Source organism: Polycladidibacter hongkongensis (genome assembly GCF_001561995.1).
Taxonomy (GTDB): Bacteria; Pseudomonadota; Alphaproteobacteria; order Rhizobiales; family Stappiaceae; genus Pseudovibrio; species Pseudovibrio hongkongensis.
The window spans coordinates 326442-350826 of record NZ_LLWC01000022.1 but is presented as its reverse complement, the minus strand read 5'-3'; the positions used below and the strand labels follow the sequence as shown (position 1 = coordinate 350826).

The window sequence follows — 24385 nt, the reverse complement described above, 5'->3', positions numbered from 1 at the left end:
GCAGGAGGGCGGAATGCATCACTATTCTATGACAAGGCAGGCGGTGCGTGTGGGGGCGGGCGTGGCCGTATTGATGTTGGGTACAGGGGCGGTGTTTGCCGGTGGCTTCGCCATCCGCGAGCAATCGAGTTATTATCAGGGCACTTCGTTTGCAGGGTATAGTACAGCAAGCGATAGCATCTCTACGATGTTCTGGAACCCGGCGACGCTGACAGCGCATAAAGGGATGAAGAGCGAAGTCATCAACTCTGTCATTGTTCCGCGTTCCGACATTGATGTTGAAAGCGCGGTGGTAGATAGCAGCAACACGCCGCTGACATCCGTGCCGGGGGCGGCGACAGGTGATGCAGGCGATATTGGCATTGCCGCATGGGTGCCGGGTTCCTATGGCAGTTATCAATTTAATGATCAGGTCTATCTGGGGCTAAGCATGAATGCGCCGTTCGGGCTGTCGACCAAACCAAACACCCTTTGGAGCGGGCAGACTTATGCTCGTTCTTCCGAGGCGCTGTCGTTTAATGTGACACCCAATGTGGCTTTTAAGCTGAGTGACAGCTTGTCACTCGGCGTTGGTTTACAGATGCAGTATTTTCAAGTGCGACTGAAGCGGGCGCGGACAACCTCTGTTGATGCGCCGGGAATCGAGCTGCGCGGCGAGGATCAGAATTTGGGCATCGGGGCCACGTTTGGCCTGCTCTATGAGCCAATGGAAGGCACGCAGATCGGCTTTGGATACCGGTCTCCAGTGAACCAGAGCCTTGACGGTTATCTGATTGTGGGGAGTTCGGAAACGCGGATCAATGCGGAAGTGTTGTTGCCCGAGAGCGTGAATGTTTCTTTCAAACATGCGTTTATGGAAGATCGCGCTAGGGTGATGGGGACGTTTGAATACACACACTGGGGTCGGTTTAATCACTTTGCCATTTATAATGATCTGGGGCGACAAATTTCCGGCTTGGAGTTCTTTTACGATGATGGCTACTACTTAGCACTCGGCGGCGAATACGATTTTAACGCGCAGTGGACGGGACGGGCGGGCATCGCCTACGAGTGGTCGCCGATTGACGAGGAGGTGCGGACCGCGCGGTTACCCGATAGCGATCGCTTGTGGTTGAGTGCAGGCTTAAGCTACACATATACAGACTGGCTCTCTTTTGACTTGGGCTATACGCATATCTTCCCGGAAAGCGCGAAAATCGATTATAATCCGCAGCACCATGATTACAACGGGATCTCTTTAAGGGGAGATGTTGATGCAAGCGTAGATATTCTATCTGCTGCGATGCGGGTGGTGTTTTAAGTGGTTTTTTCTGAATTTATGAAGACAGGGGAAAGCTTTAATGTGCTTTCCCCTCTGACTTGCTTGAGCAAGCCTCCAATAGATCTGGGAGATTTCTTTGTGGAGGATAGCTTGTCACAATTGTTTCTTGTGAATCGTGTTTATGCTGCCGAAACATTGAACCGGAGGATTGGTTGTGTCCGCGGATCCGCAAGTAAAGAAATACCGTAGTCTGTTCCTCTCTGACATCCACCTAGGAACTCGTGGGTGCAAAGCGGAGTTTCTGCTTGATTTTCTAAAGAACCACGATGCGGAAACGGTTTATCTAGTCGGTGATATTGTCGATGGCTGGCGGTTGCGTCGCTCTTGGTTTTGGCCGCAGGCGCATAATGACGTTGTGCAAAAGCTGATGCGCAAAGCGCGTAAAGGCGCCCGTGTTGTCTATATACCCGGCAATCATGACGAGTTTTTGCGTGGCTACTTGGGCACGCAAATGGGCGGGGTGGAAATTGTCGATCAAACCATTCATGAAAGTGCGTCTGGAAAAAAATATCTCGTGATCCATGGCGATCAGTTTGATGTGGTGGTGCGGCATGCCAAGTGGCTTGCGCTGCTAGGTGACTGGGCATATGTGAGCGCGCTTAATCTCAATACGCTGGTGAATTTCTGCCGTCGCAAGCTTGGCCTCACCTATTGGTCGCTTTCAGCATGGGCGAAGCTGAAGGTGAAGAACGCTGTCAATTTTATTGGTAATTTTGAAGAGACTTTGGTGGGGGAAGCGCGCCGACAGAATGTTGACGGGGTGATTTGTGGTCATATCCACCACGCGGCAAATCACAGTGATTTCGGACTGCACTACATCAATACCGGCGATTGGGTTGAGAGCTGCACCGCTGTTGGCGAAACCTTTGAGGGGACGTTTGAAGTTATCAAATGGACGCGTACAGCGGCTCCTGCCGCTTTGCCTGCTCCCGAATCCAAGCTGCATGAGGAAGAAGCCGTGGCATGAGTTCTCTGCTGATTGTAAGTGATGCTTGGCGCCCGCAAATCAATGGTGTGGTGCGCTCTTTGGAGCGCCTGAAGGAAGAGCTGGAAGCGATCGGTGTGCGGGTAGAGATGCTGACACCTGACCGCTACTACAATGTGCCCATGCCTTCTTATAGTGAAATTCGCTTAAGCTTGACGCGAGCAAAGCAAGTCGCCCAAGCTATGTCCGAGGCAAGGTGTGACCATCTGCATATCGCCACAGAGGGACCACTTGGGGTTTTGGCGCGCCGGGTTGCGATCAAACAGGGGGTAGCCTTTACCACCAGTTATCATACTCGTTTTCCCGAATACCTGAGGGCGCGCGTGCCAATCCCACTTGAGTGGTCCTATGCGTGGCTGCGACGGTTTCATAATGCCGGGCAGGGTTGCATGGTGGCGACGCAAACTTTGGAAGATGATTTGCGTGCGCGTGGATTCGAAAATTTGATGCGGTGGTCTCGCGGGGTTGATCATCACCTGTTTCGCCCAATGGATCACAGTGTGTTTCCTGCGGGAGTAGCAGAGCCGGTGTTTCTTTATGTTGGCAGGGTTGCCGTTGAGAAGAATATCGAGGCGTTTTTGCAGCTGGACTTGCCAGGGCAAAAGGTTGTGGTGGGTGCTGGACCGCAACTGGAGACGCTTCGCGCAGCTTATCCTGATGTGGAATTTACCGGCCCCAAGCAAGGGGACGAGTTGGCACATTACTATGCCAGCGCCGATGTTTTTGTTTTCCCAAGCCTGACAGATACATTTGGTAATGTGTTGCTAGAGGCGATTTCCAGTGGCACGCCGGTTGCGGCTTATCCAGTAATGGGGCCTATCGATGTTATTGGAGATAGCGGAGCAGGGGTGTTGGATACTGACTTGCGCCGAGCTTGTTTGGCAGCGTTGAAGATAGATCGGGATCATTGCCGCAAGGTTGCGCTCAGGTTCAGCTGGCAGGCGTGTGCGCAGCAGTTCTTGGGTAACGCACAATTGGCGCATGAGCGCGTATACGGGCCTGCGGCTGAAAAGCGACTAAGTGCCCCTAGTTTGGGCCCCATCGCCAGCGAAGCTGAGTTGCGGCAGGGTGCTTTAGAATAATTTGCATCTCTATTAGAAGCTGTTTATCGTCGCGACCCTCTACAAGAGGGAAGTGCACATATGGCGGATAACAAAGAGCAGGAACACGTTAGCTATCAAGATATTGTGGAGGCTGAACAGCGCATTCGCCCAGAGGCGCGCGTGACACCGTTGCTATGTAGTGAGGTGTTGGACCGAATTAGCGGAAGGCGTGTGTTTTTGAAGCCCGAAACCCTGCAGCGAACCGGATCCTTTAAGTTTCGCGGCGCTTACAATCGTTTACAGCTAATCCCAGAAGGTGAACGTAGCGCGGGGGTTGTCGCATGCTCTTCGGGTAACCACGCGCAAGGTGTCGCGGCGGCGGCCGGGCTTTTGGGGATGCAGGCGACAATTGTTATGCCGCAGGATGCGCCTGCGACAAAGATTGAACGCACGAAAGCGCTCGGAGCGGAAGTGGTTCTGTATGATCGGGATCAACAGGACCGTGACCAGATCGCCAAGGACTTGTGCGCCAAGCGCGGTGCGACTTTGGTTCATCCCTATGAAGATACCGGCATTGTTGCGGGGCAGGGGACTGCCGGTTTGGAAATGGTAACGCAGATGCGCGCGCAGGGTGTTGTGCCCGATGCGGTGCTGTGTTGCACAGGGGGCGGCGGACTTAGCAGCGGAGTGGCGATCGGTGTCGAGCATGGCTTTGCAAACACCGTACTGGTGACGTGCGAACCGGAAGGGTTTGATGACTACGCCCGCTCTTTGGCAAAAGGTGAGAGGGTTGCAAACAAGCGCTTTGGTGGCTCGGTTTGCGATGCGGTGCTGACGCCGACACCGGGAAAAATCAGCTTTGACATCTTGAAAGACCGCCGGGTTGCCAGTGTGGTTGTTAGCGATGAAGAGGCTTTGCGGGCGGTAGCTTTTGCATTCACCGAGTTAAAACTGGTGGTAGAGCCGGGCGGTGCTGTGGCGCTGGCGGCTGTGCTGTTTGATCGCTTGCCGGCTGAAATGCGCAGTGTGGCTGTTGTGCTGTCTGGCGGCAATGTGGATGCGGATGTGATGGCGAAGGCATTAAGCCTGCCGCCAATCGCTTAGGAAAAGAGAGCGAGGCGCTCTCCTGTGGAGAGCTCTTCGAGCGGGTCGCTGTTTTTGGCAATTTGCTTGAAGGTTCGGCCAGAGGAAGGGCGCTCCTCCTCTTCGTCTTCTTCGGCGCTCGCATCGGCTTGCTCGTCCGGTTCAGGTTGTGGCGCTGGATCCGGCTGGGAAATTGCGCCTAACTGAGCAGGCTGTTTTGAGGTTGAGCGCGGTGCGTCGAGCACAGCTTCCTCAGAACCAGTGTCGGCTATGCCAACTTCCGGCTCGGACGCCGTCTCTTCTGCGCTTGCCTCTGTCTTGATAGTGTCTGGAACAGCAGGTTTGGCTTCCGGCTCCTGCGCTTGAGGTTCGGTTAGAGCTTCCTCCGCCTCTGCCGGGGCCACTTTTGCTGGTTCGAGAATGAGATCGTCTTCAATGATAAAGCTGTCATCATCATTGTCGAATAGGGCATCAATGTCAGACTGGTTGACCCCTTCCCCTTCCATCTGCGGCCCATTTAGAAGGTGTGCGTCCGGGCGAGTGTCGCGGGGGAGGTCTTCCTTCTCCTCTATCCTTGCAGCATTTTCTGTTGCACCTGCAACAAATGCATCGGGCGAGATCGACCAGATGCCAATCATGCGATTGATGCGTTCTTCCAGATAGCAAAGTGCATTGACGACCTTCTGAATGCGCTGACCTGTAAGGTCCTGAAACGAGCAGGCCATAAGAATATCGGTTGCTTTGGCGTCGATCGCTTCACATAGAGCAGGGCTGGCGCCGCTATCCCGCAGGTTCCACGCCGCCTCTTGAATTTCTTCAGAGGCTTCGAGAATTGTTTGTGTGGCGGATTCCGTCGAAGAGACGATTGCATCCAGTTCATTGGAGGCCGTTGCAAAGCTCCCCGCCTCTTCAGAGGAAAGTTTTACCTTTGCGATCTCGGATTTGGTGCGCTCAATAGCTTCATGCATTTCATAGATGTAGAGGCGGAAGGTATCCAGTTCGGATGGGAGCTCTTTTCCATCCAACGAGGCTTCAAGGCGAGATACAGCCTCAAGCAATGCCTTGGTATCTTTGGCTTGGTTGCGGCTGATATACTCGCTAAGGAAAGCACGGCCGCGCTCTGTCTCGCTTAGCGCCGCTTCAAGAGCATTAAACTCTGTTTCCGTAAGGGCGGCTTCCTTAGCGTTGTTTTTCATTAATTGCCCCGCTAATGCACTTGCAACCGTGATTTGATGAAAATATACTTATCACGAATTTACGGTGCATCCAGTACTTAAAAGTGAAATAAAACTGGGATAAGTCTGCGTAATATCGCTGTGTTCTGTTTCGCCCGACACATCAAATGCGGGCACTTTCGCTTACAAACCCTAGGATTGGTCTCTGGTTTCCCCCTCGCGCAAGTGCTGGTGGCCTTTTCAGTTCCTACTTCTTATTGAATGTGAAAAAACATGAGTGTTTTGCTTCATGCCCACAGCCCTGTGCGGATGTCGTTGGGAATCAGTGCGCTGTTCTCAACCTTCATTTTTGGCATTGGCCTGTTTCTGCCTTACTTTCCAGTCTATTTGGAAGGGTTGCAATTTACCCCGGTTCAGATTGCGGTTCTGGCCTCTTTGCCTAATCTGGTGAAGGTTGTTTCAACACCACTGCTTACTTCTTTGTCTGACAAGAGCGGGCGGCGGCGGCGTTCGATCGCGCTATATGCGTTGTTTTGCGTTCTAAGTCTGGTAGCGTTGTCGCAAACGGATACTTACGCGGTTGTTTTTGGCATTGTTCTAGTTTTCTCTTTCTTTCTTGCGCCTTTGCAGCCGCTGTCCGATGCCTATGCTTTTGAGGCGGTTAATAATTGCGGGATTGATTACGGTAAGCCACGCGCCGTTGGGTCCGGGTTCTTCATTATCGCGACCATGTTCGGTGGTTGGTACATTGGTTTTGGCCCTTCGGTTCATTTGCTCTATTTCATTGCGGCGGCGTTTTGTTTGCTGATTTGGATGGCGCTGGCATTGCCGCCGATGCCATCGGAACACAGGCGGGAAATGCAACAGGGGACCGTGGATGGCAATGAGCTAAAAACCGCAAGTCTGCACATTATGCTGCTGGCAACTGGTTTGGTGCTTGGCAGCCTCGGCGCATTGTTTTCATTTGGCTCGATCTTCTGGTTGGCCAATGGCTTGAGCGATAGCCAAGTTGGCCTTTTATGGTCTGCCGGTGTTGTTGCCGAGATCTGTGTGTTTTTGGTCGGGCAGCGCTTGATAAAGCGGTTCGGCGTGTTTCAGCTTATCATTATAGGGAGTTTAGGCGCGTTGGTGCGCTGGGTGCTGTTCCCCATTGCCGACGGCTTCTGGAGTGCTTTGGCGCTGCAACTGCTGCATGCCTTTAACTTTGGCATGGTGTTCATTGCCTTGATGAACTACTTGTCCAAGTCTATTTCCGCTGCCCGTTTGGGTACGGCGCAGGGCCTTTCGCAGACGTATATCGGTTTGTTTACCGGTTTGACGGGCGTGCTTAGCGGGTGGCTCTATGAAATGTCCCCAGCCTATGCGTTCTATTCTATGGCGCTTATTGTGCTTGCTGGTGTTGTACTGTTGTTGGCGACGCGGAGCACCGTTGAACGGCAGATTTCTGCCACAGCCTGAAGAACCAACGGCCGGACGGACGCACTTCCGGCCCGCTTTTCAATAGGGCGTTCCTTAGGCTCAACTCGGGTTGCCGGTGGACGCCTCTTGCGGTTCTCCTGTATAGAAAAGTGGTGGGCTGGCAGGGGAACAAGAGGGCTTTTCGCATATGGCGCAGAATACGCAATCTGGTAGGGATGATGGTGTGTCAGGCGATGAGGCGGTGCTTGTTCTTAAAGGGCGCTGGACATTGGACGAGGCACAGCTGCGCGAGAGCGAGCTAGCGGCTATGATCAAGCCGTTATCAGGGCGAAGGGTGGTGCTGTCACTTGCTGAAGTCGCTGTGATTGATGTTTCCGGTGCATGGTTATTGAAGCGCTTGGAGCGACAGCTTCAGGCCGCTGGCAGAGAGCTGCGTTACCGTGATCTTTCTCCAGAGGCGCGGGAGCTTTTAAAAGAGGTAGAGCGTCATCATCCTGAAGCCTATGCCAAACCGGCCGCGGTTTCGCCGTTTCTCAAGGTGCTGGATGCAACCGGGCGCGCCGCGCTTGCCGTTTATGAAGATGCCTTGGCCTTGGTGGCCATGCTCGGCTCTATCGTGCAAACGCTGGCGGCAGCCATTGCCCACCCGCGGCGGTTTCGGCCGATCTCCATTGCCGTGCAATTTCAAAACAGCTGTATTGGCGCGGTGCCTATTGTGATGCTGATGAGCTTTCTCATTGGTGCGATTATTGCCCAGCAAGGTGGCTTTTATCTTAGTCAATTCGGAGCGGACATTTTTGTTGTCGATTTGGCGGGTGTTTTGGTGCTGCGTGAAATCGGCGTCATTCTTACAGCAATTATGGTGGCGGGGCGCTCTGGCTCGGCGTTTACCGCAGAACTTGGTTCCATGAAGATGCGTGAGGAGGTGGATGCGCTTAATGTGATCGGCCTGCGGATAACCGAAGTTCTGGTGGTGCCGCGCTTGGTGGCTTTGATGCTGGCGATGCCGATCCTCGTGTTTCTTGCGGATCTGGCGGCGCTGTTTGGGGCGGCTCTTACCTGCTGGGCCTATCTTGGCATTGTACCAAGCTCCTTTATCATTCAGCTGCAAAGCGCTGTGAATGTGGAGACGCTTACTGTCGGCATCATTAAAGCACCGTTTATGGCGCTGATTATCGGCTTGATCGCTTGTATCGAGGGCTTGAAAGTGGAGGGCTCCGCGGAATCTCTTGGCAAGCAGACAACGTCATCAGTGGTAAAAGCCATATTCATGGTCATTGTGGTTGATGGCTTTTTTGCAATCTTCTTTGCTTCGGTGGGGCTGTAGTTGTGACAAGAGAAAAAGCTTCGGGAAGCAGGAACAGTTTTGTTGATTTGGCAGCGCAAATCCCAGTTGGCGCGCCGATTTTGCGAGCACAGGATATTCGTGTGCGTTTTGGTTCGCAGTTGGTGCTGGATGGGTTGACGCTGGATGTGATGAAAGGCGAAATCCTTGGCTTTGTGGGTGGATCGGGCACGGGTAAAACTGTGCTTATGCGCACCATACTTGGGCTAAACCTGCGTGAAAGCGGGCGGATCGAGGTATTTGGACGGGAACAAGGCAAGTTAAGCGCCAAGGAACGGCGGCAAGTGGAGCAACGCTGGGGCGTTTTGTTCCAGCAAGGGGCGTTGTTCTCTTCACTTACTGTTCGGCAGAATGTGCAAGTGCCGATGCGAGAATACTTGCAACTTCCGCAGCGGCTGATGGATGAATTGGCGCTGCTAAAAATTGAAATGGTCGGGCTGCCGCGGGAAGCGGCGGATAAGTTTCCCTCAGAGTTATCCGGGGGCATGATCAAGCGGGCGGCGTTGGCGCGTTCGCTAGCGCTTGAGCCGCAGATTGTGTTTTTGGATGAGCCAACTTCGGGGCTTGACCCGATCGGAGCGGGTGCTTTTGATGAGCTTATCGGAAAACTGCGCGAGACACTGGGGCTTACCGTGTATATGGTGACCCATGATCTGGACAGTCTTGCCAGTATATGCGACCGGATTGCTGTGCTTGGAGACAAGAAAGTGCTTGTTTCAGGCAGTTTTGAAGAAATGAAGCAGTTTCAGCACCCTTGGGTGCAGGAGTATTTTTGCGGAACACGGGCGCTGCGGCGCTAACCTTGGGAGAGCAAGATGGAAACACGTGCCAATACCATGGTTATCGGCGGCTTCGTGTTGGGTGTGGTGGCCGCTATGTTTTTGTTCACATTCTGGTTGATCGGAGCCAGCGACGGTGAAAACCAACGCCTTATCAAGGTGGTGTTTCCCGGCGCTGTGACCGGGCTGCCTAAAGGCGGGCAAGTGACATTTAATGGCATCAAGATCGGGGATGTGAGTGATCTTACCTTTGATCCGACCAATCCACGGCTGGTGGTGGCGACGGTGCGGGTGGATGCAAGCACGCCACTGCGCAAAGATTCGGAGGCGATGCTCGGCTTTACCGGTTTAACCGGTGTTGCCTATGTGGCGATTTCGGGCGGCACGCTGGCCTCGGAGCCGTTGTTTTCTGAGGATGAAGATCAAATTCCGGTTATTTATGCGCAACGATCGCAATTTGAAGACATTATTGAAGGGGCAAAGGACATTCTGCGTAAAGCGGATAAGACCCTGACGACAATTGATAATGTGGTTCAGGCGGCTGGGCCTGACGTGGAACGGACCATTGCCAACGCGGCAAAGTTTTCCGATGCGCTTGCTGCCAACTCCGATGGTGTTGATGCGTTTATGGCCGGAATTACCGATACAGCTCGTGCTTTTACCGACTTGAGCGGACGAATTGGCAAGTTGGTGGATCGTGGCGAGAAATTGCTTGCGGCAGTGCCTGAAAACAAGCTTGCTGGCATTGTTTCCAATTCTGAAGAATTTACCGCTAAACTGGTTGATAAAGCAGAGGAGCTTGACGGGGTTTTTGCCGATGTTCAGGAGGCTGCCGGGCAAGTGCAACAGTTTACAGAAGGGCTCAATAGCAGCTTACAGCAGGTAGATGCGGTGATTGCGGCTGTTGATCCAAACGCTGTTGAACAGGCTGTGCAGGGGGCCGCCGATCTAGGTGCTTTAGTAAGCGATAACAAGGCGGATGTGGCTAAGACGCTTGTCAATGCCAGCCAGATTTCAACCGACTTGGCAGCGGTTTCGCAAGAATTAGCGGATAACAAGCAGCTGGTGAGCGAACTGGGCACGCGTGCAAAAGAGGTGATGGAGCGTTTAAGTGTTGCGGCGGGCGATGCGCAGGCAGTGATCGCGGCAGTGGAGCCTGAGAAGGTTCGGGCGATTGTTGCCAATGTGGAAGATGTGAGCGCTGCCGTCGCCGGAAAATCAACACAGATTGCCAAGACGGTTGATGATGTGAGCGCAGCCGCAGCTAATGTTCGCGGCATCACAGATGATTTGGGTAAGCGCCGTGGCGAAATAGATCAAATCGTGGAGAATGCCGCACAGATCGCGGCTAACCTTAATGGTGCAAGTGTCAGGGTCAATGGCATTCTCGAAGAGGTTGATGGCTATGTGAAAGGTGATGGTGGTGGTCTTATTCAAGAAGCCACTAAGGCGGCTGTTGCTGTGCGGAAGTTGGCAGAGGCTTATGCTAAGAATGCGGAACCGATTTCAAATAATCTGCTGAGCTTTTCGCAAAAAGCGCCGGCAGAATTCGCCAGTGTGATTGCGCAGCTTAACCGAACACTGGTGGATATTCAGCGCGCTGTAGATAATTTTAACAGGCGGCCAAACCGGATTATCTTTGGCGGTGATGAAGTGCCGGTTTATGATGGCGCGCGACGGCGATGAAATGCTTTGCATTTTAGAAAAGCCTATCTTAAATCTGGTGCATTGACGCTATTTGAGGTTTTGATTTGTTGGTGACGGGCATTGCGAAAAGATTAGGGTTGCTTGGGGCTTGTGTGGCGCTTGTTGGCTGTGCTGCAAGTGGGCCTGAGGTTTTGTATGGCCTAAGCGCGCCAAATCCTACGCCTGTTGCAGCAAAGCGTAGGTCAGTGCAGATCCTTGTGCCGCAACCAACAGCTCTTAAGGCGCTTGATACAACCAGTATTGCGGTGGCCGAACGTGGACCGAGTTACACCTATTTTGGCAAGGTGGCGTGGAGCGACAGTTTGCCAAAGGTGTTTCAGGCACAACTGGTCGAAACTCTTGAAACTACCGGAAAACTTAACGGAGTTGCCCTGCCGGGGCAGGGCCTGTTGATTGACTATCAGTTGCAAACGACACTGCGTTCATTTGAAGTTCGTTTGGATGGTGGCAATCGGGCACTGGTGGAGGTTTCAGCGCGTTTGGTAGATGATCGGACTGGCCGGGCTGTTCGCTCGCGGGTGTTTACTGCATCTGTGCCATCGCGGGCGGTTGAACCTGCCCCGGCTGTGGATGCGCTGAATGCTGCATCTGACAGGGTCGTGCTTGAGATGGCAGACTGGGTCGTCAACAGCCTGTAGTTACTTCGCGTGGATGTGTTTGGAACCGGTGAGCGCGAAGCTCGCCGGTTTTTTCTTGCCAATGCTGAAGGCATGGCAAGGGGACAAAAGGAAAAGGGCACTCTTGTTTAAAGAGCGCCCTTTTTCCGTTTTCCTATGAGTTCGTTTAGTCGAAGCGTCCAGAGGCATGTGCCAGCATGGTGTAGACTTTGCCGGTGTCCGACGTCAGATAGGTTTGGCTGACGCGGTTGTCTGGATCGGAGCGGGAGACTTGGGTGAGCAGTTGCTCGAAGTCGCGGAGGTACTGCTCGACAGCCTGGCGGAACTCTTTGTCTCTTCTGTACTTTTGACGGATTTCGTCAAATGTTTGTTGCCCCTGCAGCGTGTAGAGACGGCGGGTGAAGACGTCTTTCTCGCCGCGGCGATAGCGTTCCCACAAGCTGACAAAAGTGTCGTGATCAACCGCGCGGGCAATGTCCATGCTAAGCGAGTTCAACGATTCCACAACGTGTTGTGGCGAGCGCTGGTTCACTTGCATTTGCGGTGCAACTTGCGGTTGCGTTCCTTCTTCGTCATCGGAGGCACGGCGCAAAAGATCGCTCATCCAGCCTTGCCCCTGCGGCTCGCCCGGTGCCGGCTCAGCGGTGCGGGCGCGCAGGTTGGAGCGCGAGGCAAGAGGGGCTCTAGGTGCGGCACTTGCCTCATCTAGATCAGTATTGCTCCGTTCAGCGCCGACCGGGGCCGTTTCCAGCTGGGTTGCGGCCGACGCCTGGGTAAAAGAAGCTGCCGCCTGACGGCCTTGGGCCGGTGTGGAGACATCAAACTGCGAAGACTGACGCGCGACAATCTGCGATAGCTCTTCCAGTGCCTTCACTTGCTCGGAAACCACGCGGCGCAGGGCCGCTGTGGAAGCTTCGGCCTCTTGCGGCAGCGCATGCAATCCGGCGCTTAGCTCAGAACGTGTGGCCTCCAGCTCGGTGTGCACTTGCGATGCCACGTCGCGCATGCGCTCTGTGGTTTGCAAGAAATCGCCGGCCGCTGTGGAGATGGTCTGCTTCATTTCACCCAGAATTTCGTCCTGAGCAGCGCGAATTTCATCCCGCGCTTTTTTGCTTTCCATACCAGCGGTCATGCGCATGTTTTCAAATTGCTCGGTGACAGAGCGTGTCGCGGTTTCAGCGGCAACTTTCAGCATACCAGAAACTTCACGGGCCTTGTCATCGGCAATTTCTAGAACATCACCCAAGGTGCCGGTGTAGTTGGCCATGAGTTGTTCGGCGGCCTGCGTTTTGCTGATGAGGGTTTCTGTGATTTCCTCAATAGCTAGGCGGCGGTCGACGACGCGGCTTTCTACGGCATTGTTGGCGTGTTCCAGATCAAGAACTGCCTTTGCCAGTTGCTGGTTCTGGGTGTCCATGCGCGTGGTTATAGCCGCCGTGTCGGTGAGTACGGCCTGCGTGGTATCTCGCAGGAGCGAGACTTGCGCATCAATAGAAAGGTTGGCTGATTCTGTTTCCGCCAAGGCACGTTCAATTGCGGAGCGGAACTCGTTGGCGCGATGGCCAAGGTTGGTTTCCACTTCGGTGAGATTTGCCCCGGCGGCGTCGAGAATGCCGCGCAGTTCGGTGTTGGCGCCATTCAGGCCGCTGAGAATCTGCGAAATGTCGCCGGATAGCTGATCCTTGGCGGAAACCAGAATGGTGGCAGCAGCTTCACTGCGTTTTTCGATGGTGTCGCCGATATCAGTGAGAGCGTCATGTAGCGAGCGGCTGGCCACATCGCTTTGTGCTTTTACTGCGCTGGCAACAGCGTCGCCCTGACCTTCCAGCGTTGCCAAGAGATTGCGTATTTCATCGGCAAAGTTCTCGCGGGTGCTGTTTAGAACATCACTGGCTTGTTGCGAGCGCTGGATGATAACGTCCCCTAGGCCATCCAGAGCGGTGTTCAGCGTGGAGCTGGCTTGCTCGGACTGGGTGCGAACTTGTGTTGCCACTTGCTCGCCGCTCTGGGTGAGGGAGGTGATCATGCCGCCCACTTGATCGACGAACTGGTTTTGGGCGTCCGACAGCGCATTGGCTGCCGCCTTTGAGCGTTCATCAAACAGGGCTGTGATTTCGCCGCCGGTTTCCACGAGAGTTTTGGTGGCATCTACGCCGGAACGAGCGAAGGTGTCCGCGATCTCCTGGCTTTTAACTGATACGGCGTCGATAATGGCGCCGTGCACCTGGTCTACACGGGCGGAAAGGTTGTTGGCGCGTTCTTCGATTGCCTCGATAAGGTCATTGCCGTCCTTGCCGATGATACGGGAGAGCTCTGCGGAGCGATCACCAAAGGCATCGTTAAGGTTGGTTGCTTTTTCCAGCAGCTCTTCCGAGACAGCGTGGACACGGCCTGAAAGGGTGCCTGCGGCTTCTTCGATGACGGCAAAGACGCGTGCGCGTACCTCTTCACTTTCCCCGGCAAGCAGGTTGCGGATGCGATCGACGGATTCTTCAAGCGCTGCTTTTGAACGCTCGCTTTCCTCATTCAAGCGTGTTGTGACAGAGGAGACGGTCTCAATAAGTTCTTCGCGGACCTTGCCGGTCTCTCCGGTGAGCTGGCCAGACATTTGGGCCAGCGTTTCCATGTAGCTGGTGCGGGCATTGTCGCTTTCAAGTGCGAGGGTGCGTGCCGCTTCTTCCACCGTAGATAGGACAGCGTCGCGGACGGCGATGCTTTCTTCGGTGAGGGAGCCACGGATATCTGCGAGGGCTTGCGAAACAGATTCTGCTGCTTTCGAGCCTTCGCTGGAGATGGAGCCGGTGAGCTCCTGCATGGTTTGTGTGACTGTTTCGGCGGTGCGTATACGCTCCTGCGACAGGCTGGTGGACGCTTGGCCGACAACTTCCAGAATGAGGTCACGGGCCTTGCCGCTTTCATCAGCCAGCGCAGTGGTTACTTCGGTGAGAGCTTCTGTAAGGACTGTGGCCGCGCGTTCGCTCTCGCCGCCGATCTTGGTGGAGATTGCTTCCACGCGGTCGTTAAGGATGCTTTCCAGCGCAGATGCACGGGTATCCAGCGTTTCGGCAACTTCAAAGACCTTGTTGCCGAGCGTAATGTTGATTTCTTCAACACGCCCTGCGAGCACCTCTGTGAGTTCTTCAGACTGGCGTACGATAACATTGCCAGCTTCATTGAGGCGGGTGTCGAGCGCCTCGGTCATTTCTTCCTGACCGGTAGAGAACGCGGAAGCGATCTCACGGGTACGGGCGACAAGTGTCTCGGAAATCTGGCGGGCACGGGCGTCCAATGCGTGGTCGATGCGCTCGGCACCGGTGGACATGGACTGAGCCAAGTGCTCGGCCTTATCAGAGATCACCGTTGCCGCTGCCTCTACCTTATCGCCGACTGTTTCGTCAAAGCGAGTGAGAGTTGAGGACAGGGTCTGCTCGATATGCTCGCCTTTTTCAGAGAGGACCTCGCCGATCTGCGTCGCGCGGGTGGATAGCTGTTCGCCGACCTGTTCCACGCGGTTGGTGAGGTCTACCGCAATTACATCGGTCCGATCCTCAAGGATCTTGGCAATGGTATGTGATTTGTCCTCCAGCGTTTCGGTGATCAGCTTGGCGCCGGTGTCCAGAGCCTCGGTGACAAGGGTGGTGCGGCTGTCAATGGCGCTGGTGAGGCTGGTTGAGCGGGTGTCGAACGCTTCCTCGAAGGCTTGTGTGCGCTGGGAAAGGGTGCTTTCCAGTTCAGACAAGCGACCATCAAAGGAGACCGACAGGTTCTGTGAGCGCAGATCCAGCGATTGAACCAGTTGTGCCCCTTGCTCGTTGACGATCTGCTCCAGCTCCACAAGGCGGGAGGCAAGGCCGTCGCTGAGTTTACCGCCGCGGTTCTCCAGAGTGTCGGAGATGCGGTCGCTGATTTCTGCAAGGTCGGTGACCAAATGCTCGGAGCGAGAGCCGATAAGGCGGGCAAGCTCGGTGCCGGTGTCGGCGAGTTTGACCGTAAGCTCGTCGGTCCGCTGGCCAAGAGCGCCGGTGATTTCGCCGCCGACGGTTTCCATTGCAACCTTGAAGTCGACTGCCTGATTTTCGATCAAGAGAGCCAGATCAGCGCCGCGGTTGGCAAGGGTTTCATCCAGTGCAGCGCCGTTGACGGTGATGCTCTCGTGAATACGGGTGGAGACATCTTCAAGTCGGGTGGCAAGTTCGCCGCCGCTGCCAGTGATGGTTTCACCCAGCACCTTGGCGGTTTCGTCGATGCGGCCGGTGATTTCCTCGCCGCGTAGGGACAGATCCATGCCGATGCTCTCACCTGCGCCGCGCAGGACCTCAGAGACGTCTGCTGAGCGGGCGGAGAGGGTTTCGATCAAATCGGTACATTGAACGGCAAGTGCTTCGTTAAGCTCTTTGCCGCGCTCGGCCATGGTGCTGGCCACATGCTCGCCCGTGTCGCGCAGGGCGGTGTCAAGGGCACGGCTCTGACTGTCGACTTTGCCGATGAGCTCATCGGTGCGGGCGGTGATGGTTTCCAACATGGTGCCGCTGGTGGAGCTCAGGGTCGCGGCGATGTCGTCGCCAGACAGACGCAGTTTCTCATGCAGCGTATCGCCAGCACCAACAAAGTGCGTGGTGATGCCCTGCAAGGTCTGGTCGAGCGAGGTTTCAAGTGAAGTGTTCGCTTCTGCCACCTGTCGCTGCAAGGTGGTGACAGTGCCCTGCATGCGGTCTATCAGCTGACCGCCAGCCAACTCGATCTGGCCGGTAAGTTCTTCTTTGCTGGAGATGACGCGCTGTGCCAGTGCGGTGTCTGCCGAGCTGATCGCCTCGGAGATACCGGTGACCGAGGTTTCCAGCGAATTGCCCAGTGTTTGCGTTGCGGTGCTTGTCGCGGCGGCAATGGCCTCCTGCGAGTTTTGCAGCGCGCTTTCGATGTTGCGGTTGGTTGCTTCCACTTTGCCGGAGAGGCTTTGTTCTGCTTCGGTAAGTGAGGTGGAGAGCGTTTCCAGCCCGCCTTGCATGGTGGTTGTGAGGCGCGTGTTGGCGCTGTCCACTTGCTGAGATACATCTGCCAGCGCAAGGGAGACAGTGTCCACCAGATTGGTGCTGGCGGTGTTGAGTTCGCCGGTGACACGCATGGAATTGTTGGTGAGCGTCTCTTCCAGCTCGCTGGTGGCGAGACTAAGCGCATCGGAAATGCCATTGACGCCGGTGGCCAGCTTTTCGCTGAAGCCGGTATTGGCCTCGTCGATTTTCTCCGAGATCTGATCAAGCGAGCCGGAGACCGTATCTACCAGCGTGGTGCTTGCAGAGTTCAGCTCGCCAGTTACACGGCGGGAATTGCTGCTGAGTGCTTCTTCCAGCTGCTCTGTGGCAAGAGAGACGGCCTCGGTAATGCCGGTGACACCGGTTTCGACCTTGGTGCCGAAGACGATGTTGGCCTCTGCGATTTTATCGGAAATTTCGCCCAGTGAGCTGGCCGCGGTGGTTGTCAGCTGCGATGAGGCACCTGCCAGTTCCTCGGTAACCTTCTGGGTGGTTTGCGTCAGTTCGCCAGAGACGCGGCTGGAGGTTTCGCCCAGTTGGGTTTCCAGCTTGTCGCCAGCCTCAGTGATGGTACGGTTCAGCGCTGACATGCCTGTGGTCAGCTTGCCAGAGAGTTCATCATTGGCCGTGCTGATGCGGGTGGTGACATCGGCAGCGGTGACGTTAAGTGTTTCTTGCAGTTGCTCGCTGGCGCCTGAAACAGTGCTGTTCAGGCTGCTGACGCCTTGGGAGAGCGTGCGGGAGATGTCGTCGTTGGCCGCTGCGATGCGGTCACCCACCGTGTTGCCGGTGGCTGTGAGGGTGAGGTTAAGCTCATCCTGCGTGGTGCTGAAGGTTTGAGTGATCTGGTTGACACCCGCAGCGATGGCAAAGCCAAGCTCGTCATTAACCTGTGTGATCTTCTCTGTGACTTCGTTTGTGGTGCTGCGCAAGGTACCGGAAAGGCGGGTGTTGGCGCTGTCCACGTCGGCGGTGAAGCTGTCCAGCTTGGTGGACAGGGTATCGCTGACCTTGGTCTGCATATCCTCCACGGTTTCGTGCAGGGTTTGCAAGCCGCCGGAAAGGGTGGACTTGATCTGCTCGTTCGAGGCGTTGATGCCTGAAGTAACGCTCTGCGATGTTTGCGAAAGGGTGCTTTGCAGCTCTTCGGTGGCTGTGGTGGCGCTTTCGTTGAATTCGCGCAAGGATGTGGAAAGCACTTGCCCCAGCTCGGTGGTCGTCCGATCTACCGTTTGCGTGATCGACGACATGCCTTGCGACAGGCTGCTGCTGAGCTCCGAGGACGAGCTGTCGATGCGCTGGGTCACATCGCTTGTGGTGGTCTCCAGCGTTTGTGTCATCTGAGCGCTAACGGTGGCCACGTTCTCGTTGAACTCGTTAAGGCCGGTGGTTAGCGTGCCTGACAGCTCATTGCGGGCAACGGACACAGATTCATTGATGCTGGTAACACCGTTGTTGACTGTAGAGAGCAAACTCTGGTTGGCGCTGTTGATGCTGTCTGTGACGGATACAGTGGTGCCAAGCAGGGTCTCGTTAAGCTGCGCAGAGGTGTTGGTGACATTCTCTGTGAACTCGTTGAGCCCGGTGGCCAGTGTGGTGTTCAGGTGCCCGCTGGCATGTTCGAAGCGCTCTGTAATGCCACTGGACGTGGTGTAAAGCGTATCGCGCAGCTCCGATCCTGCTTCGATAAAGCGGCTGGTAACGTCGTTTGCGGTTTGCTCGATTGACGCGGCAAGGGTGCCACCTTTTTCCTCTAGCTCGGCGCGAAGAGCCTGTGTGCTGTCGGAGATGGTGTTTGCCAGCATATCGCCGGAGAGTTGGAAGGACGCACCCATATCTTCGCCGCTCTTGGTGAGCATATCGGCAACTTGGGCGGCGCGGTTTTCCAACGCATCCTCAATGCGGTCGCCAGTGGAGGCCAGCGCATTGTTGATCTCTTCGGAGCGGCTGGAAAGGGTACCCACGAGAGCATCTGAGGTTTCTGCCAGACGGGCGTTAAGCTCGTCACCATGGGTGGCGAGGCCGTTGACAAAGCGATCGGCTTGCTCGGTAAAGGTCTTGTTGACGTCCGCGCCGGTTGTGGTGAGCTCGCTTGCCAAGCGCTGGCCGCTTTCGCTCAGGGCATCCACCAGCTCTTTGCCTGTGTCAGCTAGGCGCTCCACATAGCTGTCGGAGCGGTTTGTCAGGGTAGACAGCATTTCGCTGCCAGAATTGGTAAAGTTGTCGGAGGCGTCGTTGACGCGGGTCTCGATGCGATTGGTCAGCTGTTCCAGTGCTGCTTCAATGGCCGTGGTGAGGCGTTCACGGGCGCGGTCGACAGAGCTGGCGAACTCGTCGGAAGTAGCGGAAAGCTGGTTTGCGAGACCTTCGTGCGTGCCGGAAATGGTTTCACTTACCAGCTCAGCGTTGGCCTGAATGGCTTCGCGTTGGCTGACCAGCTCCTCTACCAGACGGCGGATCTTGATCTCGTTATCGTTGTATGAGTTTTCAAGCGCGGTCACTTCCTTATGGATAATGACTTCCAGCTCGCCGGCGCGGGCGATGGAGCGCTCGATGCCATCGCTCATGGCGGTGACTTCCCGGCGGATGGCTTGGCCCACATTCAAGATGCTTTCGCGGGCAAAGTCTTCCGGCTCGGCGAGGCGCATGGTGACCTCGGTCATGCAGCGTGCGACATTACGCATTTCCTGCGAGCGCCAGAACATTAGCGCCATCATCCAGAAAAACAGCAGTGGTACAACAATGGCAACACCAGCAAGCACCAAGGCCGGGCTGGTGGACAGGCTGGCAAGCGAGTTGACTTCGGACAACTGATCGCCAAAGGCGGATGAGGCCAAAGCGAAGCCAAGGCCGGACCAAACTACGGAAACTGCGAAGGCAATCCAAAACGGTGCCAATGACTGGCGAGCCTGCAAGGCATACATGAGGCTGGCAACTGTTTGCCGATCATCGTTTGATGCGGTCGGCGGACGTCCGCCACGGCCGCGCTTGCGAGTTGGCCGCTTATCTTCGCTGCTCTTGTCCAGATCTTCCAGTTTCTCGCTTGGAGTTGCCGGCGTGCTGTCGCTTAGCGCAGGTTCTGCACTGGCCTGCTCGCTCAGGCTGTCCTTTGGCTTCTGGTTGTCTGATTCAAAGAGGGCGTCTTGGTCCTCAAATTCGCTGTAGCCTTTTGCCAAAGCTTCTTCTACAGCGGAGAGAGCCACTTCCGACGGGGCTTTCGCCTTCGGTTTGTTCGCCATGTTAATGCCTCGTTCCCGTACTCAATACTTTACTCTTTCCAAATGCTTTGGGTCGCCAGACGCAAATGGAAACGCAACGCGATGGTGTTAAGGAAATATTAACCATAGAAGTTCCCCAGAGTCTCCTTGAAACTTATTGGGGTGGTTTACGTGTTTGCGTTACGTTAACCTTAACTTCTCGTTAAATAATGCCCATAGCACTTGCAGCTTGCTTGTTTCTAATGACACAAACACCTGTAGGGCACAATAGAGTGACACGGCTCGTCGCGCTTGTTGGCGCCAGAAAAGCCGTTCCCTAGCAAGGTCATCCCCCAAGTTCACATATGCATATGTTAAGAGGATGGCAGGATGTGCAGTCGCGGGTGCAGGCGGGCTGGCGCGCAAAAGGTTAACAAAATGATTCCAGCGAGGTTGGTGGCGTGTTGGCTTGGCCGCTGGGTTCTGCAATTATTAGCCAACTGAATACCGTGGAAGTGGATTCCGGAGCTTGCACATAATGCAGCAAATGACTCATTTTTTATTGGTGGCGGCAGGCAGGGAACTAGTAGTTATAGTTGTGATGGATTTCGAATTGTTCTTATGATTGAATCGCTTGTGTTAACTTTTAGGCCAGCCTTGATTAGTGGTAGACTATTTAGCCAAGTGTTAACGAGAGCTTTAACTGATATGATCGTTTACCTGCTGTTAACCATAGAAAAAATTTTTTTAACAAAGGCTAGACTCCTGTGAAATTCCATGAATCGCGATGGGGCACCATGGCTTCGATATCCGCCTATGGCATCTCAATGACGGGAATTCAGTGCTAAAAGCTTATTGGATAGAATCAGTTGCGGTGGTCTGGGTGTCTGAGAGTGACAAGTGATTGGTGTTTTGAGTGGAGGTGAATATGACGGGCTCAAGGGAGGGACTTCTCTTGGATTTGGAGCATCTACGCACTGTAACATTTGGTGATCGTGAGTTTGCTTTGGACGTGTTGGGTTTGTTTTTGCAGCAACTGGCTGTGTTAAAAGAGCAGCTTGGCGATCATGAAAAACCTCAGGTGGAAAAGGAGGCTGTCTTGCATCGTATGCGCGGTGCAGCTTTAGGTGTCGGGGCTGTGCCCTTGGCGGATGCAGCAAGAAAGGCGCAAGAGCATGGCGCGTATGTTGCGCTTGATAGGGTGCTGGTTGAGACTTTGCAATTGTGTCAGGCCATGCTGAGCGGCGATGAAATCCTCTATTGAGGTGGTTTGTCAGCTTGCAGGGTTAGCACGATGCGAGTATTTAAGCGCCAGACAAACATAACAACGCCAGAAAGATTAGGATGCCTAAAGTCAGTTTTGTGCTGCACAGCGGTGAGACGCAAGAGGTTGAAGCGGCCAGCGGCTCTACCGTTATGGAAGCGGCGATTAAGCATATGGTGCCGGGGATTGAGGCAGAGTGCGGCGGTGCGTGTGCCTGTGCGACCTGTCATGTTTATGTGGACGAGGCGTGGGTTGCCAAGACAGGCGAGCCTGAGCCAATGGAAGAGGACATGCTCGATTTTGCGCAGGATGTGCGCGATACCTCGCGGCTTTGTTGCCAGATTAAGGTTGGTGACGAGCTTGACGGGCTTGTGGTGCATGTGCCGGAAAACCAGTAGGTTTGTAGCCAGTCTAAGTAATGAGGGGAGGTGCTTGCCTCCCCTTTTTTATGGGTAAGGGTCGCTACTCGGCGGCAGCGGGCAACACTGCGTTTTTATCTGCAGCCCCGGTGATAAGCTCGTGGCCGGGGGCTGGATACTGTGGCAGGAGGCGAGCAAGGCCAAGGCTGATGGCGGCCATGCCAGCACCTGCGAGGAATACGGCGGCAGGCGAGACCAGCCACAAAAGACCAAACAGGACTGGAATGAACACAGCGGCAATGTGATTTATGGTAAATGAGACGCCTGATGTGGGCGCGATATCTGCCGGGTCTGCGATCTTCTGGAAGTAGGTTTTGATGGCGATGGCCATGGCGAAGAACGCATGATCGACCACATAGAGGCTGGCAGCTACATAGGCGTTGGTCACAAAGGCGTAGGAGACAAACACGCCAATCAGGCCGATATATTCCAGCGTGAGCGCAGTGCGCTCTCCTACCTTGCCGATGAAGGCACCGAGGCGCGGGGCAAGGAAGATGTTAATCAGGCCATTGATGATAAAAAGGCTGGCAACTTCATGGACATGGTAGCCGAATTTCTCCACCATCAGAAAGCCTGCGAAGACGGTGAAGATCTGTCGGCGGGCGCCGCCCATAAAGGTTAGGGCATAGAACAACCAATAGCGCTTTCGCAGGACGAGATTTTTGTTTTGTGGCACGCCTTCCTTAAAGCGCGGGAAAACTGCGGCTACAACCAACACCACTAGAATAGTAATGATGCCCGAAACAGCAAAAGCGACTTCGTAGCTCGGTTTAATTGTCTGCCAAGCGAGATAAACAACCCCATAGGTGACAAGCTGAACCATGGCCGAGATCGACATAATCCGCCCCATGGTGTAGGCAGCTGTCGCTTTGGGTAGCCATTGTAGCGAGAGGGACTGGCGCAGAGTTTCAAAATAGTGGAAGCCCACAGACATGATTAGTGTGGTGATGTAAAAGCCCCATTCACTTGCAAAAACGCCAGTAACGGCGATGCCTCCTGCAAGAATAAGCAGGGAGATGTAGGCGAGCGGCTGTTCTTTGAAAAACCACAGGGCAACGATGATGGAGACCGCAAGTAAGCCCGGTATCTCACGGATAGATTGTTGTATGCCGATTTCCTGTCCGGTAAAGCCGAGCTCGACAACGGCGAAATTGTTCATCAAATTCCACCAGACCGACCAACAAAGTTGCATGGCTACAGAGAGAATTACCAGCAGCATGACTGGAGATCTCCAGCCATAATCAGGGTCTTTCAAATCTTTAAACACGCTTGTATTCCCTATTATTTTCACCAATGCCAGCGAGGATGAAGGAGCGCGGGCAGGCACGCCTATGGCCGCTGTGCCTAGAATGTAGGGCGTGCGGCGCATCAGGTGCCGGTGGTTTTTTTTTGTGAAGTGGTCGCTGGTGCTGTCGGTGTGGATTGCAAGCACGGTGTGGATCGCGTGCGGGGCTTCTGCGCAGACCTGCTGCCACGTAATGATTTGTGTGCAGGTTAGTGGTCTTGCAACTGCCTTGCAAGAGTAATTAGCTTGATCGCTTGCAGAGTTTCTTAAACTTGCGCAGGGCAGCGGCGCTGCCTTTTAATGAAACAGTATAGGCATTGCCGTTTTGATGTTGAAGGACAAGGCTGTTTTTGTGCTGCAAGTTGTCCCAAAACATATCGGTAAGAGAGAGTATTAGCTGGGGCTCGGGGGAACCGGATTCATTGTGGCCACTGGAGGCAATTGCATGCAGTGGTCTTGAGTGCCCATCAAACCAAGCGGTTATGTTTAGCGGGCTACCGGGCTGATGAGAACCAAATGGAGCGAGTGTGACCCGTGCCAAGCCAGATGCGGGTTTGCAGCTGGCGAGGAAGTCCCGCTCGTCGGTTTCCGGGACACCGTGTTCCAAATGAACTGGGTCGCCACCGCGGATATGCCAGAGCTTTTTTGTCGGGGTTGCCACAACTTGCGGGGCAGCGAGTGGTGGCACTTCGACCTTCTGGATACCTTGCGTTTGAAGCTGTGAACCTGCTTGTGGGCGGTAATAACAAGCCTTTGGAGCGCCGCGCGCGGGATCACGAAAGCGAGATTTCGTACAAGCCACTTCCTTGTCTACAAACCGCTCTACGAAAGCGCCGGGCCTACCAAAGCGGACGACAGTCGGGTGAGGAACGGCACAAGGTTGATGTTCAAGTGCGCATTGCACCCAGCCGCCGGGCAATTGCCGGGGTAGGGAGGGAACTGGTGAGGTAAGGCCTTCGATTGGCCGATCGACAAAGCGACGGGGCGCAATCTGCGCTGTGATGAGCGGGCTTTCAGGTTTCGAGACATAAAAGAGTGCTGCGCAGCCGTCTTTGACCCAAATACCCTGCGCGGCAAGGCCCCATGTTTGGTCCAGCACACATGGTTTGCGCGCCGTTTGGCGCAGGAAAGCGACCTTACGTGCTTGTAGATATGGTAGCTTACACAGGCGGCGGCCGAATGTAGGAGCCGCGCAGCTTAAAAGCTCATCTGGGAAATAGCCTTCTGCTGGCGGGTGGGCGAGCACTTGGGGCAAGTGTCCTGGCGCAACACTTTCCGGCTGATAGTCTGCGTTGCCTTGATGCTCTACTGGGCTTGGTTTGGCACCGGTGGCACGTTGTAGGCAGGCGATAAACTGCGGTGAGTTGATGGGCGCATTCAGTTGCTCATGGCATTTTTGAAAGATGATCGAGGGGATCAGCTGCCCAAGTAATTCTTGGCGATCCGTGGTTTGGTTGTTGTCTTGTGCGACCGCGAGTGCGGAGCAAGAGAGCGCGAGCGTTGCGTAGCCGACGAATTTAGCCAGCACGTGGGAAAGTTGCCGCGAAAAACGGGCGGGGGCGGTGTCCATGAATATAGCCTTTAGCAAAACCTGAAACTGCCAGAAGTCTGGATAGGCTAGGTCAAATTTATGACAGAGTGTAGGGTGTGCGCCTTGCGCTGGGCTTGGCGCTACACTTTACTTAAAAAAATGCAGGGGTTGTGCTGATCTCATCT

Annotated in this window: 15 protein-coding genes; 11 read left to right on the top strand and 4 right to left on the bottom strand. The window is 54.8% G+C overall.

What is annotated here, in order from left to right; translation table 11 throughout:
- The first annotated feature begins 13 nt into the window (after nucleotides 1-13).
- The 4 genes from AYK82_RS09690 (at nucleotide 14) to AYK82_RS09675 (ending at nucleotide 4453) form a co-directional block, all read left to right on the top strand.
- Nucleotides 14-1300, top strand: a complete 1287-nt coding sequence (locus AYK82_RS09690; RefSeq protein ID WP_208976452.1) for an OmpP1/FadL family transporter — start codon at nucleotides 14-16, stop codon at nucleotides 1298-1300.
- Nucleotides 1301-1475: 175 nt separating this feature from the next.
- Nucleotides 1476-2288 (top strand): UDP-2,3-diacylglucosamine diphosphatase, encoded by an 813-nt coding sequence (locus tag AYK82_RS09685; RefSeq protein ID WP_068315659.1) that lies wholly within the window; start codon nucleotides 1476-1478, stop codon nucleotides 2286-2288.
- Complete coding sequence (locus AYK82_RS09680) at nucleotides 2285-3388, top strand: glycosyltransferase family 4 protein (protein WP_082733845.1); 1104 nt, start codon at nucleotides 2285-2287, stop codon at nucleotides 3386-3388. The genes AYK82_RS09685 and AYK82_RS09680 overlap by 4 nt, the downstream gene beginning before the upstream one ends.
- Nucleotides 3389-3448: 60 nt before the next feature.
- Nucleotides 3449-4453 carry a threonine ammonia-lyase gene (locus tag AYK82_RS09675; RefSeq protein WP_068314651.1) on the top strand — a complete coding sequence of 335 codons (1005 nt, stop codon included), beginning with the start codon at nucleotides 3449-3451 and terminating at the stop codon, nucleotides 4451-4453.
- Here AYK82_RS09675 and AYK82_RS09670 read toward each other — a convergent pair.
- Entirely contained in the window at nucleotides 4450-5628 is a 1179-nt protein-coding gene (locus tag AYK82_RS09670; RefSeq protein WP_068314649.1) for a protein phosphatase CheZ, read from the bottom strand. The genes AYK82_RS09675 and AYK82_RS09670 overlap by 4 nt on opposite strands.
- Nucleotides 5629-5880: 252 nt before the next feature.
- On the opposite strand from AYK82_RS09670, the gene AYK82_RS09665 reads away from it, so the two are divergent.
- From AYK82_RS09665 to AYK82_RS09645, 5 genes are all read left to right on the top strand, one after another.
- The gene (locus tag AYK82_RS09665) at nucleotides 5881-7065 is read left to right on the top strand and encodes an MFS transporter (protein ID WP_068314644.1); all 1185 of its coding nucleotides are present in this window, start codon (nucleotides 5881-5883) and stop codon (nucleotides 7063-7065) included.
- Between the two features lie 148 nt (nucleotides 7066-7213).
- Nucleotides 7214-8353 carry an ABC transporter permease gene (locus AYK82_RS09660; RefSeq protein ID WP_068314640.1) on the top strand — a complete coding sequence of 380 codons (1140 nt, stop codon included), beginning with the start codon at nucleotides 7214-7216 and terminating at the stop codon, nucleotides 8351-8353.
- 47 nt (nucleotides 8354-8400) lie between these two features.
- The gene (locus tag AYK82_RS09655; protein ID WP_068315656.1) at nucleotides 8401-9171 is read left to right on the top strand and encodes an ABC transporter ATP-binding protein; all 771 of its coding nucleotides are present in this window, start codon (nucleotides 8401-8403) and stop codon (nucleotides 9169-9171) included.
- A gap of 15 nt (nucleotides 9172-9186) precedes the next feature.
- Nucleotides 9187-10836 (top strand): MlaD family protein, encoded by a 1650-nt coding sequence (locus AYK82_RS09650; RefSeq protein WP_068314637.1) that lies wholly within the window; start codon nucleotides 9187-9189, stop codon nucleotides 10834-10836.
- A gap of 71 nt (nucleotides 10837-10907) precedes the next feature.
- Nucleotides 10908-11495: an ABC-type transport auxiliary lipoprotein family protein gene (locus AYK82_RS09645; RefSeq protein WP_068315653.1), complete on the top strand. Its 588-nt coding sequence runs from the start codon at nucleotides 10908-10910 to the stop codon at nucleotides 11493-11495.
- Nucleotides 11496-11640: 145 nt separating this feature from the next.
- Here AYK82_RS09645 and AYK82_RS09640 read toward each other — a convergent pair whose 3' ends face one another.
- Nucleotides 11641-19743 carry an apolipoprotein A-IV repeat region-like domain-containing protein gene (locus AYK82_RS09640; RefSeq protein WP_068314632.1) on the bottom strand — a complete coding sequence of 2701 codons (8103 nt, stop codon included), beginning with the start codon at nucleotides 19741-19743 and terminating at the stop codon, nucleotides 11641-11643.
- Between the two features lie 886 nt (nucleotides 19744-20629).
- Here AYK82_RS09640 and AYK82_RS09635 point away from each other — a divergent pair.
- The gene (locus tag AYK82_RS09635) at nucleotides 20630-20965 is read left to right on the top strand and encodes a hypothetical protein (protein WP_068314629.1); all 336 of its coding nucleotides are present in this window, start codon (nucleotides 20630-20632) and stop codon (nucleotides 20963-20965) included.
- Between the two features lie 80 nt (nucleotides 20966-21045).
- Entirely contained in the window at nucleotides 21046-21363 is a 318-nt protein-coding gene (locus tag AYK82_RS09630) for a 2Fe-2S iron-sulfur cluster-binding protein (protein WP_068314626.1), read from the top strand.
- A gap of 64 nt (nucleotides 21364-21427) precedes the next feature.
- On the opposite strand, the gene AYK82_RS09625 is transcribed toward AYK82_RS09630, so the two are convergent.
- Both AYK82_RS09625 and AYK82_RS09620 read right to left on the bottom strand, forming a co-directional pair.
- Nucleotides 21428-22816: an MFS transporter gene (locus AYK82_RS09625; RefSeq protein ID WP_208976450.1), complete on the bottom strand. Its 1389-nt coding sequence runs from the start codon at nucleotides 22814-22816 to the stop codon at nucleotides 21428-21430.
- Between the two features lie 94 nt (nucleotides 22817-22910).
- Nucleotides 22911-24239 carry a DUF3011 domain-containing protein gene (locus AYK82_RS09620; RefSeq protein ID WP_068314623.1) on the bottom strand — a complete coding sequence of 443 codons (1329 nt, stop codon included), beginning with the start codon at nucleotides 24237-24239 and terminating at the stop codon, nucleotides 22911-22913.
- Between the last annotated feature and the right edge of the window lie 146 nt (nucleotides 24240-24385).

What these genes read in the sequence shown, in the direction of transcription:
- AYK82_RS09690 (WP_208976452.1), top strand. Translation starts at nt 14, where the DNA reads ATGCATCACTATTCTATGACAAGGCAGGCGGTGCGTGTGGGGGCGGGC.
- AYK82_RS09680 (WP_082733845.1), top strand. Translation starts at nt 2,285, where the DNA reads ATGAGTTCTCTGCTGATTGTAAGTGATGCTTGGCGCCCGCAAATCAAT.
- AYK82_RS09675 (WP_068314651.1), top strand. Translation starts at nt 3,449, where the DNA reads ATGGCGGATAACAAAGAGCAGGAACACGTTAGCTATCAAGATATTGTG.
- AYK82_RS09670 (WP_068314649.1), bottom strand. Translation starts at nt 5,628, where the DNA reads ATGAAAAACAACGCTAAGGAAGCCGCCCTTACGGAAACAGAGTTTAAT.
- AYK82_RS09665 (WP_068314644.1), top strand. Translation starts at nt 5,881, where the DNA reads ATGAGTGTTTTGCTTCATGCCCACAGCCCTGTGCGGATGTCGTTGGGA.
- AYK82_RS09660 (WP_068314640.1), top strand. Translation starts at nt 7,214, where the DNA reads ATGGCGCAGAATACGCAATCTGGTAGGGATGATGGTGTGTCAGGCGAT.
- AYK82_RS09650 (WP_068314637.1), top strand. Translation starts at nt 9,187, where the DNA reads ATGGAAACACGTGCCAATACCATGGTTATCGGCGGCTTCGTGTTGGGT.
- AYK82_RS09640 (WP_068314632.1), bottom strand. Translation starts at nt 19,743, where the DNA reads ATGGCGAACAAACCGAAGGCGAAAGCCCCGTCGGAAGTGGCTCTCTCC.
- AYK82_RS09635 (WP_068314629.1), top strand. Translation starts at nt 20,630, where the DNA reads ATGACGGGCTCAAGGGAGGGACTTCTCTTGGATTTGGAGCATCTACGC.
- AYK82_RS09630 (WP_068314626.1), top strand. Translation starts at nt 21,046, where the DNA reads ATGCCTAAAGTCAGTTTTGTGCTGCACAGCGGTGAGACGCAAGAGGTT.
- AYK82_RS09620 (WP_068314623.1), bottom strand. Translation starts at nt 24,239, where the DNA reads ATGGACACCGCCCCCGCCCGTTTTTCGCGGCAACTTTCCCACGTGCTG.